The sequence below is a fragment of the Corynebacterium sp. J010B-136 genome, from assembly GCF_002967075.1.
Lineage (GTDB): Bacteria > Actinomycetota > Actinomycetes > Mycobacteriales > Mycobacteriaceae > Corynebacterium.
This window is the reverse complement of the sequence record NZ_PUGE01000001.1, coordinates 103,413-118,634: the sequence shown is the minus strand read 5'-3', so window position 1 is coordinate 118,634 and position 15,222 is coordinate 103,413. Positions and strand designations below refer to the sequence as shown.

Annotated in this window: 12 protein-coding genes; 2 read left to right on the top strand and 10 right to left on the bottom strand. The window is 55.9% G+C overall.

Annotated elements, in window-relative coordinates; all coding sequences use genetic code 11:
* Positions 1-7: 7 nt before the first annotated feature.
* Positions 8-1,426 carry a M20 family metallopeptidase gene (locus tag C5Y44_RS00510; protein ID WP_105323197.1) on the top strand — a complete coding sequence of 473 codons (1,419 nt, stop codon included), beginning with the start codon at positions 8-10 and terminating at the stop codon, positions 1,424-1,426.
* On the opposite strand, the gene C5Y44_RS00505 is transcribed toward C5Y44_RS00510, so the two are convergent.
* Positions 1,423-3,294: a BCCT family transporter gene (locus tag C5Y44_RS00505; RefSeq protein WP_199185951.1), complete on the bottom strand. Its 1,872-nt coding sequence runs from the start codon at positions 3,292-3,294 to the stop codon at positions 1,423-1,425. The two genes, C5Y44_RS00510 and C5Y44_RS00505, sit on opposite strands and share 4 nt — an antisense overlap.
* A 227-nt stretch (positions 3,295-3,521) precedes the next feature.
* Between C5Y44_RS00505 and C5Y44_RS13545 the strand changes: the two genes are divergently transcribed.
* Positions 3,522-3,650, top strand: a complete 129-nt coding sequence (locus C5Y44_RS13545; RefSeq protein WP_255411971.1) for a hypothetical protein — start codon at positions 3,522-3,524, stop codon at positions 3,648-3,650.
* Here C5Y44_RS13545 and C5Y44_RS00495 read toward each other — a convergent pair.
* The 9 genes from C5Y44_RS00495 to C5Y44_RS00455 all read right to left on the bottom strand — a co-directional run bounded on the left by C5Y44_RS00495 (position 3,647) and on the right by C5Y44_RS00455 (position 15,141).
* Positions 3,647-5,098 carry an ABC transporter ATP-binding protein gene (locus tag C5Y44_RS00495; protein ID WP_105323194.1) on the bottom strand — a complete coding sequence of 484 codons (1,452 nt, stop codon included), beginning with the start codon at positions 5,096-5,098 and terminating at the stop codon, positions 3,647-3,649. The genes C5Y44_RS13545 and C5Y44_RS00495 overlap by 4 nt on opposite strands.
* 2 nt (positions 5,099-5,100) lie before the next feature.
* Positions 5,101-5,934: an ABC transporter permease gene (locus C5Y44_RS00490; RefSeq protein ID WP_105323193.1), complete on the bottom strand. Its 834-nt coding sequence runs from the start codon at positions 5,932-5,934 to the stop codon at positions 5,101-5,103.
* On the bottom strand, positions 5,931-6,866 hold the full coding sequence (locus C5Y44_RS00485; protein WP_199185950.1) for an ABC transporter permease: 936 nt from the start codon (positions 6,864-6,866) through the stop codon (positions 5,931-5,933). The genes C5Y44_RS00490 and C5Y44_RS00485 overlap by 4 nt, the downstream gene beginning before the upstream one ends.
* Positions 6,863-8,392, bottom strand: a complete 1,530-nt coding sequence (locus C5Y44_RS00480) for an ABC transporter substrate-binding protein (protein WP_105323637.1) — start codon at positions 8,390-8,392, stop codon at positions 6,863-6,865. Before C5Y44_RS00480 ends, C5Y44_RS00485 begins: the two co-directional genes overlap by 4 nt.
* Before the next feature lie 41 nt (positions 8,393-8,433).
* Entirely contained in the window at positions 8,434-9,207 is a 774-nt protein-coding gene (locus C5Y44_RS00475) for a GntR family transcriptional regulator (protein WP_105323192.1), read from the bottom strand.
* Positions 9,208-9,429: 222 nt separating this feature from the next.
* Positions 9,430-10,437 (bottom strand): LLM class flavin-dependent oxidoreductase, encoded by a 1,008-nt coding sequence (locus tag C5Y44_RS00470; RefSeq protein WP_105323191.1) that lies wholly within the window; start codon positions 10,435-10,437, stop codon positions 9,430-9,432.
* A gap of 129 nt (positions 10,438-10,566) precedes the next feature.
* On the bottom strand, positions 10,567-11,931 hold the full coding sequence (gene brnQ, locus C5Y44_RS00465; protein WP_105323190.1) for a branched-chain amino acid transport system II carrier protein: 1,365 nt from the start codon (positions 11,929-11,931) through the stop codon (positions 10,567-10,569).
* 113 nt (positions 11,932-12,044) lie between these two features.
* Positions 12,045-13,226 carry a MalY/PatB family protein gene (locus C5Y44_RS00460; RefSeq protein ID WP_105323189.1) on the bottom strand — a complete coding sequence of 394 codons (1,182 nt, stop codon included), beginning with the start codon at positions 13,224-13,226 and terminating at the stop codon, positions 12,045-12,047.
* A gap of 10 nt (positions 13,227-13,236) precedes the next feature.
* Positions 13,237-15,141, bottom strand: a complete 1,905-nt coding sequence (locus C5Y44_RS00455; RefSeq protein ID WP_105323188.1) for an ABC transporter ATP-binding protein — start codon at positions 15,139-15,141, stop codon at positions 13,237-13,239.
* Positions 15,142-15,222: the final 81 nt, after the last annotated feature.

Here is a 15,222-nt window from a genome sequence, read left to right as displayed (position 1 = left end):
GGGTGGCATGGAATCACCTTCTGGAAATCCTTATAGCCAACTCAAGCCGAAGCGTAAGCTTCCACGGCAAGGGCAGCAGCTGCCGCCTTTGCCCTATGTAGCCTCGACCATTGAGGGGCGCAGTGCCGGTGAGGTCTTTCGGGAAACCGGCACCGCGATGGTCGAAGAGCTCCAAGAATTGCGGCGCACGCTGCACCGCTATCCAGAAATCGGGTTAGAGCTCCCGCGTACCCAAAAGGCCGTTTTGAATGCGCTGGAGGGCTTGCCGCTGGAGATTACCCTCGGCCAAGATTTAAGTTCTGTGACCGCCGTGATGCGCGGCGGCAAGCGCGGGGAGCGTCCCGTTTCGGTGCTCTTGCGCGCGGACATGGATGCCTTGGCGGTGAAAGAACGCACCGGCAGTCCTTTTGCGTCCACCAATGAGTACATGCACGCATGTGGACATGACTTGCACACCGCGGCCTTGGTGGGTGCCGCGCACATCTTGTCTAAGCACCGTGAAGAAATCGCAGGCGATGTCATCTTCATGTTCCAGCCGGGGGAAGAGGGCCCAGGCGGCGCAGACATCATGATTGATGAAGGCGTGTTGGATGTCGCCGGGCGCCGCCCGATTGCGGCCTATGGCTTGCATGTGGGCCCGCAAGATCGTGGCACTTTCCACTACATTAATGGCCCGACGATGGCCTCGTCCTCGAACTTGGCCGTGACAGTCTATGGCAAGGGCGGGCACGGTTCGCGCCCGCATGATGCCGTGGATCCGGTGACGTGTCTGGCGGAGATTATTACTTCGCTGCAAACCGCGATTACTCGCCGCTTCGACGCGCTTGAGCCCATCGTGTTGACGGTGACCAATCTGCGCGCAGGCGATGGGGCTTTCAACGCGATTCCTGATCAGGCATCGTTAGGCGCGACCGTGCGCGTGCTGCGCGATGAACAAATCAACGCCGTGCGCCAGGTCATCGGCGAAGTAACCTCCAATATCGCCGCAGCACATCGCTGCTCCGTGGAGGTTGATTTCGAGGTCCTGTATCCGACCACCAAGACCAATGCGCGTGAGAACCAATTCGCAGCGACCGTGTGGGGCGCGCAATTTGGACCAGACTCCATCCGCCAGTTTGAGGCACCAATGATGGCGTCTGAAGATTTCGGCGCGGTCCTTGCACAGGTCCCCGGCTCTTTCTTCTGGCTGGGTACTGCAAACCCGCAGACCCCTTATGCACAGCGCGAATGGAATCACTCGCCGCTCGCGCGTTTCGATGACTCCATTTTGGGGGATCAGGCAGCGGCGTTGGCATCGATAGCCTTTGAGCGCCTTGCTACCGAAGATCAACATCCCTCGACGATCACAAAGGCTGCCCGTACAGCAGTAAAAACGGGCAGCCCTAGTGCGAAAGCGGGAGAGCCAGTGAAGGCTCCAGAGGATTAATCCTTCTTGGACTCGTCTTCGTAGCCATCGGCCCATTCGCCGGTGTCGAAGTCGTAGTCGACGTTGTCTCCATCTTCGTCGGTGCGCTGGTACCACTCGGTGTAGCGCTCGGAGGTGGAGTCGAAGTCTGCTCCGGCGCCGCGGCCTTCTTCAGCTGGGCGCACGGTGAGCTCAAAGTCATCGCCGTGTTCTTCCAGACCGCGAATAACGGCATTGGCGACAGCGGTTTGCGCGTAGGTGCGGCGAATAAACATCGGGTCACTACGCAGGTCTTTAACAAAGGCGACCATCATCACTAGCAACACCACGCTAAATGGCAGCGCAGACAAGATGGTCAGGTTCTGCAGACCAGACAGCACATCTTCGCCGCCGGTGAGCAGCATGACGATGGCGATACCCATCATGCATAGACCCCAAAAGACTACGAGCAGCTTATTCGGGGTTGGGTTGCCCTTCGACGACATGGTGCCCATGACCACCGATGCCGAGTCAGCAGAGGTGATGAAGAAGATCGCCAGCACAAAGAGCAAGATAAACGGGGTGATTTGGCCGAGTGGGAGGTTTTGGAACATCGCAAATAGCACGGCCTCGCCACCTGCGGAGCCGTCGAAGCCTTCGACACCTTGCTGATGGAAAGTAATGGCGGTGCCGCCGAAGACGGTAAAGGCCAGAATCAAAATCAAGGTCGGCGCGAAGACAGTCACGACGGTGAATTCGCGTAGCGTTCGGCCGCGCGAGATGCGCGCTACGAACATGCCGACAAATGGTGTCCACGCAATCCACCACGCCCAGTAGAAGGCCGTCCAGTAGGACTGGAATTCGATGGTTTCATCGCCCCAGGACAAAGACTTGGCCATCATTGGCAGAAGCTCGTTGATGTACATCAAGATGCCGGAAGGCAAAAGGTTGAGCAGCAAGAGTGTTGGGCCGACGATGAAGACGAAGACCACAAAAGCCAGGGTGAGCGAGATATTGATATTGGACAGGTAGCGGATACCGCGCGATACGCCGGAGACGGCGGAGAAGATAAAGCCAATGCCCAAAATTGCGATGATGATAACCAACGTGGTGTTGGTGGCAGGACCTGCGCCGGAGACGATTTCCACGCCCTGGCCAATCTGCACGGCGGAAACACCCAAGGTTGCAGCGGTGCCGAACAAGGTGGCAATGAGTGCGAGAATATCGATGAGTTTGCCCAGCGGGCCATCGGTATCACGCGAGCCAAAGAGCGGCTTGAAAATAGAAGAAATCAAGGTCACGCGGCCGCGGCGGTAGGAAGAATACGCAATCGCGGCACCGACAAGGGCATAGGCTGCCCAGGGCGAAAGACCCCAGTGGAAGTGTGATTGGGCCATGGCTTGGTGCAAGGCTTCCACGCTATTGCCATCGACGGTGTGGGGCGGGGGAGTGATGTAGTGCGACAGCGGCTCGGAAGGTCCGTAGAAAAACAGACCGACGCCGATGCCCGCGCCGAACATCATGGCTACCCAGGAAAAGCGCCGGAATTCGGGCTCTTCGTCGTCTTTGCCTAACTTGATGCGCCCGAGCTTGGAGAATCCCACATAGGCCATGACCGCGACGGCCATGATCATGGTGAAGTTCAGCAGCCAGCCGGCGTTGGTAATGGCCCAGCTAAAGCCTGTCGATGCAGCCTCGGAGACCTGGTCGGGGCGCCACACGCCCCAGATGATGAAGCTAACAATGAGGACCGCGGTGACGGAGAAAATGATTTTATCGACTGCGAAGCGGTTGCGTTGTTCTTCAACCGGAATACCTGGAACTAGGCCAGGGTGCATATCGTGGGGATAAATTCCAACGGTTGTCTTGCGACTACCGCTAGGAGAAGGATGCGATGGTTTATCGCTCATGCTGATCCTTAAAAGATCGATTACAAAACTATATAAATCAATGAGGGCTATTTATTATTCCCACAATCCCTGGACAGCACAATTTCTAGGCTCAAGTGTGGGGGACTGATCACCTTTAACCAGAGGCGATGGCCATCACTATTGCTTAGGAAAATTCCATGGTTGTAAGCTATATTGGTTCGTGGAACTTAAATTTATACCTCGAAGTGAAAGTGGGTTTAGCGCTCATGAATTCCCCTTCGGAAGGATCACACGCTGCACAGATGGCTTGTTTAGAAGAAGCCTTCGCAGTCTTTGAGTACTCGGAAGAGCACTTGCTCGACGGGTCGTTTTTATTGGATGTGCATTCAAGCTAGGTAACAGACAGCAGGTCCCGAGTGTAGCTGTGCTGGGGATTGTCCCAGATCTGCTCAATAGGGCCCTGCTCAACGATTTCCCCCTCATGCATCACGGCCACGTGCGTGCACAGCTGACGCACGACGGCTAAATCATGGGAGATAAATAACAAGGTCAGATCTAACTGCTCGACTAAGGAATTTAAAAGGTCGAGGATCTGCGAGCGCACGGAGACATCGAGCGCGGAGACTGCTTCATCGGCGAGCAAAATATCAGGATTGCCAATAATCGCGCGCGCAATGGAGATTCTTTGACGCTGCCCGCCGGAAAATTCATGCGGATAGCGCGCAGCGTGCTCAGGTAGCAGACCCACTGCTGCGAGCACTTTGTCGACTTGGGCGGTGACATCGCGCTTTTCCGGCAAGCCTTCGGCGATAATCGAGCGCACGGTCATACGCGGGTCGAGGGAGCCCTGGGGGTCTTGAAAAACCATCTGCAGCGAACCCGACACGGTGACATTTCCAGACGTTGGCGAAGTCAGCCCCGCGATCATTTTCAGCAGGGTGCTCTTTCCGGAGCCGGAACCACCGACAAGCCCCCAGCGGCTGCCGCGGGGGATTTCTAAACTCACCTGGTGTGCGGCGGTATTTATGCCGTAGATTTTGCTGACCTCATCAAGGCGCACAGCAATCTCCGCAGCAGGTGCCGGATGAGTTGTGGGGCTGCCGGGTTGGGAAGCCGCGATAAGTTCCTGGGTATAAGCATGCTGCGGGTTATTCAGTACATCGGTGGTGGCACCGGATTCGACAATCACACCAGATTGCAGCACGAGAGTTTCGGTGCACATGCGCTCCACGACGCTTAGGTCGTGAGTAATAAATAACAATGACAGGCCGCGGTCGTCCACGAGCTTTTCCACTAGGTTTAAGATTTCTGCTTGTGTGGTGGCATCAAGCGCAGTAGTGGGCTCATCACAAATGAGCAGTTCTGGGTCTTGTGCAAGCGCCATCGCAATCATGACGCGCTGGCGCTGCCCGCCCGAAAGCTGGTGGGGGTAGCGCGGACCAAAGGATGCATCAAGCCCGACTTCTTCTAACAACCGCGTGGTAGCCGAGGCAGAAGCAGGAATTTGCTTGGCGATTTTCATCAGCGGATCCAACGCACTCATGGGCTCTTGGAAGATCATGGCGATCTTCTTCCCGCGCAGCTTCGACATCTCGCGGTCAGATAGCCCGAGCAGCTCGCGGCCGTGGAAAGTAATCGAGCCGGAAGTGCGCAAAGCCTGAGGCAAAAGCCCGATGATGGACAGAGCCGTCAGCGACTTGCCGGAACCGGACTCGCCGATAAGACCAACGCGACCACCGCGGGGAATTTCTAAAGAAATTCCCCCTAAAAGTTTCGCGGAAGCACCGGAAGAATTAGTGCGGACCTGAAGGTTAGAGACCTTGAGAATAGGAGCATCCGTCATGATTAATTCCTCCGGGTGAGTTGACGCGGGTCTAAGATATCGCGAAGGCCATCGCCAAGCAGGTTAAAGCCCAAGACCGTCAATGCGATGGCAAGACCTGGCCACAATGTCAGCGTGGGGTTAACTGCCAGCAGCGATTGGGCATCTTGGAGCATGCGCCCCCAAGATGCGGCGGGTGGGGCGGTGCCCAAACCGAGGTAGCTCAGCGCGGCCTCTGCCAAGATGGCGAGCGCAAAATACACCGAGGATTGGACGATAACGAGGCCCGAAATATTCGGGAAGACGTGGCGGTAGGCAATCTGCAATTCGGAGACTTTAGAGACGCGCGCCGCTGCGATGAAGTCTTGAGACATTACCTGCAATGTGCCCGAGCGTGACACCCGGGCAAAAGAGGGAATGCCAGCGACACCGATGGCAATCATGGCGGTTAGCGTCGATGGCCCCCACACAGCACCCGCGATGATCGCAAGCAACAGCGCCGGGAAAGCCAACAGTAGGTCAGCGCTGCGCATAACTAGGGAGTCAAGGAACTTCCCCTGGCGCATACCGGCGGCGATACCCAGCGGTACGCCAATGACAGCGGAAATCGCCACGGCGATGATGCCAACAAACAGCGTAATCTGCGCGCCCACCAGCAAACGCGAGAGCACATCGCGGCCGAAGCGGTCAGTGCCCAAAAGATGTTCGGCGCTACCTCCCGCTAAACGCTCTGCCGGAATCGCCAGCAAAGGATCATAAGGAGTCCACACTACAGACACCAGGGCAGCAAGCACCGTGGCACCGACAATAATCAGGCCCATCCAGCCCGTGACAGATAGTCGTCGCAAAAGGCTCATGAGCGTGCTCCTTGGCGCAGGCGCGGGTCAATAAGGCGGTAGGCGGCATCAGTAAGCGCGTTAATCGTCAATGTAAAAGCCACGAGCACCATGATGAGGGATTGGACGGTGGTTAAATCGCGAACAGAGACGGCATCGAGAAGCATGGAGCCTAAACCTGGAATGACAAAGACTGCTTCGATGACCACGGCACCGACAATCAGCGTGGTAAATTGCACCCCGGCCACCGTCAGCACCGGCAGCGCAGCATTGCGCAGGCCATGGCGCCACAAGGCCTGAGTCGGGGATTGGCCCAATGCACGCGCGGTGCGGATGTAGTCCTGGTTTAAAACATCCAAAATGGCCGAGCGGACATAGCGGGTTAAAATCGCACCTTGCACCAACGCCAAAGCAATCACCGGCATGACCAGGTGAGAAAGGAAAGCGCCCATGCCCTGTTTCGGCGGGGACCAGCCATTAGCAGGCAACCAACCCAGCTGCACAGCGAAAATCGCCACCAGGATAATACCCACCAGGAAGCTTGGGACAGCGATGCCCAACTGCGTGAGAGCATTGCTTATCGATGCCTTCCGCTGCGCCGTCCACATCCCCAGAGGGACCGCGATCGCCAAAGCGAGTAGCAAGGCCAGCCCGACCAAGATGAGGGAGACCTGCGCGCGGTCAATAACTTGCGCGGTGATATTTTGCTGCGAGGCTAAAGAAACCCCGAAGTCCCCGGTGAGAAGACCACCGAGCCACTCGCCATACTGTGCAAGCAGCGGGCGGTCCAAGCCCATCGCCGTGGTCAATTCCGCCACGGATTCTTCGGTCGCGTTCACGCCCAAGGCCACGCGCGCCGGGTTGCCGGGGACCGCGCGCATGAGCAGGAAGATCAACACGGAAGCAGCAGCCAGGGTCAGCACGTAGCGCCCCAGCACCTTGAAAAGTGTCACTGGGCGTCCTCCTTGAGGTTACGCAAGACCATGGCATCAGTAATGGCATTGACCTGTAGTCCAGAAATACCCGGGTCAGAGATAACAATATTGGGCATATTCATCAGCGTCAGCGCCGCGGCATCATCCATGATGGTGGAAATCGCCTCAGACATAAGCGCGTGGTAGCGCTCCGGTGAATCCGCGGTATCGGCCGCGGCTAAAAGCTCCCGTGTGGCTTCGGAGTCATAGCCCAAGTAATAATCAGGGCTGCCGAAAAGTACTGGGACATCGTGTGGTTCGACGTGCGAAATCAGCGACATCTGATAATCCTGCGCGCCCATGACCTGGCCTAGCCACACCGCGGGAAACTCCGCGGATTCCAAGGTGACATCGAAACCAATTTCTGTTAGCTGCGAATACAGCAGTTCGGATGCAATTTGCGCATAGGGCACCGTGGGGATGGTCAAGGTTAACTTGGTGCCTTCGGCGCCAGCTTCACCCATCAATTCTTGGGCCCGGGCAGGGTCAAAGTCGTAGAAGTTCTTTTCACTAAACCACGGGTCAGTCGGCGGCACGGGTTGCCCGCCGGTATCTTCGGCTAGGCCTTCCCAGATCACTTCATTCAACGCCGCGCGGTCCACCCCGTAGGCAACAGCCTGGCGGATACGGGGGTCATCGAAAGGCGCTGCGTTGTTATTCATCGACAGCAAGATTTCGCCGTTGGTGGTGCCGACCTCCACAGTAAATTCCTCGGGCAGCGTGTTGAGCAGCTCTGGGGTTTGCATCGACCACACCACATCAACTTGGCCGGCCTGCAAAGCGTTCAGCGAGCTCAGCGCATCAGGATAGAAGGAAATTGTCACAGCAGAGGCCGCCGGGGTGCCCCAATAATTCGGGTTGGGCTTAAGCGCAATAAATTCTCCGGTGGAAAATTGCCGCAGCTGATAAGGGCCTGTGCCTACCGGTTCGGTTGCTAGCTTATCGATGCCCCCTGGGCTCATCATCGCGCCAATCGCCGTCGACATATTCCACAGCCAGGACTGCGAAGGCTGATTAAGCGTGACTTTTAAAGTGTTCTCATCCAGGGCTTCAGCGGATTTCACGGGCGCCATTTGCGAGGCGATGCCATTGGACCACTCGTTGAGTACGTAGTCGATGGAGAACTTCGCGGTCTCGGCGCTGAATTTATCGCCGTTGGAAAAATACACGTCATCGCGAAGATGGAAAGTATAGGCGGTGGCATCCTCGCTGACATCCCATGACGAGGCCAAATGGGGGATGATGTCACCGGATTCAGGATCGATGGCCACAAGGGTTTCGTAGACGTTGTCCATCAACGCGGCGGGAATGGCTGCGCCACCGGTGGTGGTGAAATCAAGCGAGGTCGCTGAAGACGTCGTGGCAATGGTGATCGCAGACGTGCTGGAGCTTCCGGAGTCTTCAGGATTGACAACAGCAGTATGCCCCGCGGCGCAGCCGGTCAACACCAGTGCGCTGGCGGTCAGTGTTAGAAACCGAAGGCGATTTCTAGTGGGCGAAGTCATACAGGAAGAGTAACCAATGCCCACTAAAAAGTGGAATTTACCTATTTGGCAAAAATTTCAGAATTGCGCATGGAAAAATTCAGCGGGGAAGGGGTGCCAGCTATGCAGTTATATGACAATGTTAGGCCTTCAAAAAGCTGCTGCATTTCCGTGTATTCAACCGGGGTGCCGCTATGATCCGAGAGCGAAATCTTAGAAATAACAGTGGGCGAACCCGGTTCAATCTCCAATAATTTGGCGTCTTCTTCACTAGCGATTGCGCCGTACATTTCGCGGCGTCCGTGATCGAGGCCGAGCCCGACATCGCGGAGCTTGGCATGCAGGGAACCTTCATCGGGATCCATGTAGAGGACGTGCTTGCCTACTGGCAGGCTAAAGTAGCTGCGTTCAACGGTGATAGGGCGACCATTGGCAAAGCGGACGCGGTGCACAAAGACTACGGGGTCTTCCTCTTTGATGGCGAGCATCTCGGCTACGTGAGCAGGAGCGGGGCAGCGCGCCATCCACAGAGTCTTGGAGCTTGCTTCCCACCCGTTGGATTCAATCCAGTCATGGGTAGAGATGAAAGTCTCAAAAGTTTCGGTCTTTTCGTGCTCAAGGACTACAGAACGGCGACCGCGGCCCGAAGAGATATAACCTTCTGTGCGCAATGTGGCTAGGGCTTGTCTTACTGGGCCGCGAGAGGTATAAAATTCTTCACAAAGCTCGGCTTCGGATGGCAAAAGACTACCCGTTGAGATCTCACCTGACAGGATTTTACCGCGTAGGTGTTCTGCAATCTTTATGTGCTGCTGAGGCGCACGGCGGGCAGACATCGTGAGTAGCTCCTCTTTGGGTACTTCGAGCTCCACAACTTATTTCAGGCAGTGGGGCAGGGTTGAAAATGGGTAGGATAGGCTCCTGAAAAGTCTTTACCTATCAATCAACCACTATTTGGTGCTTCTCCGGAAGTTTAACAAGGTCTTCCCCAGACGGCAGTTAGAGGGGGTGAAGCCAGAGGGGGCATCATCTCTAACTGTCTGAATCTCCGGAAGCGGTTATTTAGTACCCCATGCATCGGCCAGGATCTCTAAGCTTTGCAAGGTCGAGGCGCGTGATGTGCCCTGCAAAGAGATCATGAGCTCATCAGCGGCGGCGAGTTCCTGGAAGTGGGCGAGGTACTCGTGGATGTCGTCTTTGGTGCCGATGGCAGAGTAGCGCAGCATATCGAGTACCTGCTGGCCCTGTGGGGTTGCGACGATTTGTTCTACCTGCTCGTCAGTGAGGTAACGGCCACGGCCGACCATGGTGCGTACGCGGTTGAAACACACCTTTTCAAAAAGCTCATTGGCTTCGTCCTGGGTTTCAGCGGCAGTGACGTTGACACCGGCGATGACGTATGGAGCATCTAGGACCTCAGAAGGCTGGAAATGCTCGCGGTAGTAGCGGGTCGCCTGCTCTAGGTGCGTGGGCGCGAAGTGCGATGCGAAAGCATAAGGCAAGCCGTACTTGGCAGCCAGTGAGGCGCCAAACATGGAAGAGCCCAAGATATATAGCGGCACATTGGTGCCAGCGCCTGGAACAGCCTGCACGCCAGGGATGGGGGACTTATCGGCCAGGTAGGCCTGTAGCTCGCGGACGTCTTCAGGGAAGCGCTCAGCGGCATTGTAATCACGGCGCAGCGCACGACCGAGCGTCTGGGCATCTGTGCCGGGAGCGCGGCCGAGACCCAGATCGATGCGGTCGGGGTACATCTCCTCTAAGGTGCCGAATTGCTCGGCGATGACATAAGGGGAGTGATTCGGCAGCATGATGCCGCCGGCGCCTAAGCGGATGGAGTTGGTCTTAGCGCCGATGTGCGCGATGAGAACCGCGGGGCTAGAAGAGCTAATCGATGGCATGTTGTGGTGCTCTGTGTACCACATGCGCAAGTAACCGAGTTCCTCTGCGCGCTGCGCCAAATCGACGGAGTGCTGGATTGATGCTTGCGGGGTTTCACCTTCATAGATTGTGCAGAAATCCAGCACGGACAGCTGCGCGCGCGAGGTGTTTTTCGGTTCAGTCATTAAAATCTTCTCCAACAAGCCTTTTCGAGTGCATAAAAAATCCTGCCAACCAGGATGCGGGTGGCAGGAGGCTAATTTAGCTTAAAAATTAGCCAGGCGCTTAGGAAATAATTACTTGTTCATTATTTCCTAGGCGGCCTCACGTCGTGCATTCTTGGTGGCGATATCAATAACGACACCAATGATAATGACAATGAAAGTAGGCGTAATCCAGCCTAAGTCCAAATCCTGACCCGGCGATAGGTTCAACACCGGTTCCAAGATATTTGTTCCCCAGCCCTGTGCGGCGATGGTTGTCAGTGCCGACCAGATGACTGAGGTCCACAGCGCCAGGCGGTAAGTCCAGTAGAAACCAACGACCTTGCGTACCAGTGGCTGCACCAAAGTCAGCACGATCAAGGTGATTGCTGGTGGGTACAAGAAGACGATGAATGGAACCGCAACGGCCATAACAGCTTCGAGCCCACGGAAAGCAATGGCGATGGACAGCACAGTGAAGATGATTGCCCACACGTGGTAGCTGAGCTTAGGAACCAGAGTGTTGAAAAATGCTGAGGTTGCAGAAATCAGGCCGACCGCGGTGGTCAGGCACGCGAGGATAACAATCAGCGAGAAGATGGTTTGACCTGGAGTACCCATGGTCAGGTTCGCGGAATCGGCAAGCAAAGCTGCGCCAGATTCATAGGACTGACCATTTGGAACGGTCTGCGCCATGTAGCCCAGGCCCAGGTAGATGCCTGCGAGCAAAACGCCAGCGATGACACCGGTCAAAACGGTGGAGCGAACCAACGTGCCGCCGCTGCCAAAACCCTTGGCGCGAAGCGATCCAATGATCACGATGCCGAAGGCAAGACCCGCGATGGCGTCCATGGTGTTATATCCCTCGAAAAGGCCGGTGACCATAGGGGTAGAGGAGTAGTCCTCGGTTGGGGTGCCGGGCAGGCGCTCGTAATTGAAGATTGCCAGGGTGATCAAAGCAACCAGCAAGATGACCAGCGCTGGGGTCAAGAAGCGGCCCAGTACGTCAATGACGGAGTTCTTCTGCCACGACAAAGCCAACGCGATGGCGAAGAAAATGAAATTGAAGATGCCATTAGCGGCGGTGCCTTCCCAGCCGACCAGCGGGGTGATCGCGGTTTCCATGGCGACAGCACCGGTACGTGGCAGTGCGTAGAAAGCGCCGATGGACAGGTATGCCATCACGGAGAAGATGATGCCAAAGAACACACCGCCACGGGCTGCGAGGTCGCGGACGCTGTAGCCCGAAATTGCTACGGCGACAATTGCAGCTACAGGAAGGAGCACACCGGCGATGAGGAAGCCGATGATTGCTGGCCAGAAGTTGGTACCGGAACTAACGCCCACCATCGGTGGGAAGATGAGGTTGCCGGCACCAAAGAACATCGAAAACAGCGTTAACGACGCGATGACGATGGTAAGCAGCGGCGAAGGAACCTTTGACTTCGCAGGTGCAGACGCGACGGTGTCAGACATTAAAGTGCCGTCCTTTGGAATTGTGGGTGTGCAAAATGGTCGATTAAGCGCGAAAAATCCGCACTTACTTAGTGCGTGGGATATTACATTCCGCACCATGAGATCGCAATAACTTAGCTGTCGGACACCTTGGCAATAGCAGTGGCGATACGGTCGATGGCTTCCTCTAAAATCTCCGGCGAAGTTGCGAAGTTCATGCGTGCTTGGTGCGCGCCGCCCTCGCCAAAAGTTACGCCTTCGTTAAAGGCCACGCGCGCGTGCTGGATCAGCCAAGCGGCGGGATGTTCTTTATCGCCAATCGCGGTATTGCGGAAGTCCAACCACAACAGATAGGTCGAATCCGGCTTAGAAGTAATCAGCCCGGGGATGCGCTTTGGCAACTCTTCGACCAGCCAGTCGCGGGTGGTGCGAAGATATTCAATCTCTTCTTCGAGGTGCGGAATTCCATCGCGGTAGGCAGCTTCAGCAGCGATGATGCCTAAGGTGCCCACGCCGTCGATAGCAACGTGCGGTAGAGATTTCCAGGTCTTCACGTCTTCATCATTGGAGAAGATGATCTGCGCGCACTTAAGTCCTGCGAAATTCCAGGCCTTCGACGTTGCAGTAATGGTCATCGTTACCCGTGCTGCAGCATCGGAGAGACCAGCAACCGAGATGTGTTGGCCGTCGAGAACCAGCGGCGCATGGATCTCATCAGATAAGATGCGCGCGTCGTATTTATCGGCCAACTCCACCAGTTCATGGAGGTGTTCTTCGTCGAAGACGTAGCCCAGTGGGTTATAAGGATTCACCAGCAAGATGGAGCCGGCGCCGTCGGCAAAAGCCCGCTCAATCGATTCCAGGTCGAGGCGAGGCTTTTCGCCTTCTTTCAAATCACCGTTGGCAGGGCTAACACCGACATCGATGCGCTTGCGCCCGGCAGTTTCTGGCAATTCCAAAAAAGGTGGGTAAGCAGGCAGTGGAACCACGACGGGGGAGTCCGGGCGGGTGAAATACTGGATTCCCAGCAGCAGACCACGCACGACATCGCCGATCCAGAAAACCTTCTTCGGGTCTGGACGCCAGCCGTAGCGCTTGGCGTGGAACTCAGAGACCGCTCCGCCGAGATCTACAGTGCCCGGTGCTGGGCTGTAGCCAAAGCATTCGCGCTCGGTGTAATCGAGCAGCACCTCTTTGATAACCGGCGCGGTAGGAAAATCGCTTTCGGCAATAAAAAGTGGCAGGACATCGGGCTCAAACTGAGTCCACTTACGGGTAAAACGGGCGCGTAATTCATCTTGAGTAGGAAAGTTCATGTTTTCTACCCTAGTCCTCTACAACCTCATCTTCGTCTATGGATTCATCCGCAGATTCAGACTCGTGAGAAAACCCGTACTTCTTCAAGCGTGCGCGATCTGCAGCCGATGTCGAAGAGGTCAGTTTCAGCAACTGTGCATAGATACCACCGGTGGTCGATAGCTCAGCTGGCGAACCCATCTCATCCACGACTCCCTTGTCCAAGGTGATGATGGTGTCGACGTTGGCGATCGTCGACAAGCGATGCGCGATGATCAACGTGGTGCGGTCTTTCATCAGCTCTTCCAAACCTGCCTGCACGGCGCGCTCGGACTTGGTATCAAGCGCTGAGGTCGCCTCATCTAAGACCAGGATGGGAGCGTCTTTCAACATGGCGCGGGCAACCGCAACGCGCTGCTTCTGGCCGCCAGAAAGGCGCAAGCCGCGCTCACCGATGATGGTGTTGTAGCCATCAGGGAAAGCCTGGATGAATTCATGGGCATTGGCGCGCTTGGCCACCTCGATGATTTCTTCTTCGCTGGCATCAGGTTTGCCGTAGGCAATATTTTCACTAATCGTGCCGGAGAAGAGGAAAGCTTCCTGAAAGACCACACCGACCGAGGCGCGCAGGCGCGCGGTGGTGAGATCGTCGACGTCGTGGCCGAGCACTTCCAGGTTGCCTTTGGTGGGCTGGTAAAGGCCAAGCAGCAAATTGACCAGGGTAGATTTACCGCCGCCGGACTCACCAACCAGTGCTACCTTCTCACCCTTGCGGGCGCTAAAGCTCACGCCTTGGATAACTGGCTTGTCTTCCTCATACGCGAAGGTGACATCATCGAAGGTGAAAATCGGTTCTGCTGGATCAGCAGGTACCGCGAGTGGCTGCACCTGGGTGATGTCGAGTTCGGGTTCGTGGATGGCGCGGGTGGCATCGATAAGTGTCTTATCCACCGTGGGTTCTACTTCCTGCTCCATGACCTGGAAGTACTCCCGCGAACCGCCAATGGCGCGCTGGGCCGAATCCACCATCCAGCTCATCATGAAAACTGGCTGCTTGGCCATGGTGACCATCTGGATAAGCATGACCATGTCACCAATGGAGAAATGGCCTTCCAGCGTGCGCCAGAAAATGACGGCGTAGATACCAAAGAAGACCACGGCCATCGCCAGGCTGCGGAAAGTATCCATGGTGTGCCACCAGCGTGACTGCGGACGCGTGGTGGAGACATAGCCGCGGTAGTGCTTGGAAAAGACATCGAGCTCGCGGATTTCGGCGACGAAAGACTTTGCTACTTTCATCTGGCCGACAACTTCAGCAAAGCGGCCATTGGCGATATCGATGTGCTCGTTTTTGACCTTCTCAAACTTCAACCAGCGCTTGGACGTTAGCGCGGTCAGCCACATGTAGATGGGGAAAAGAATGGCCAGCAAAATTGCCAGCGGCCAGTAATAAAAGGCAGTGATCGCCAAAATTGCGATGACCTGAATGATCATCGTAAAGAAGTTATTGGAAAAAGACTGCAGGAACTGGGTGATGAACATGATTGAGCGATCCAGTCGCGCAATAATCGTGCCTGTGACCTGGTTGTCGTAATAGCCCTGCGGCAGACTCAGCAGCTTGGCGTAATAGCGGGTGGAGAGAATCTGGCGCAGCCGAGAAATCATCACATCGCCGATATAGCCGCCGATATTATTGACGACGCCGCCCAGTGCGTCCGCGACTAACAAGATAACGGCGAGACCTAAGACCGTGATAAGTGCGGTGCGAATAACTTCGTCGCCGTTTAAAGCGCGCACGATGGTGTCGGTTGCTTCACGGACGATGAAAGGCGAGGCGAGCGCTAGTGCGGCGCCGATAGCCGAAGTTATGATAACGCCAAGGTAAAAGGGCCATAATGCTTGGGCATTTTTAATAATTTTGGCCAGAGAATTCACGAACTAATGCTCCAGAGATTTTATTTAAGTTATGGGGATGTTCAGACCGGAAAGTATGCCACTTTTGCGCAATCGATGCCC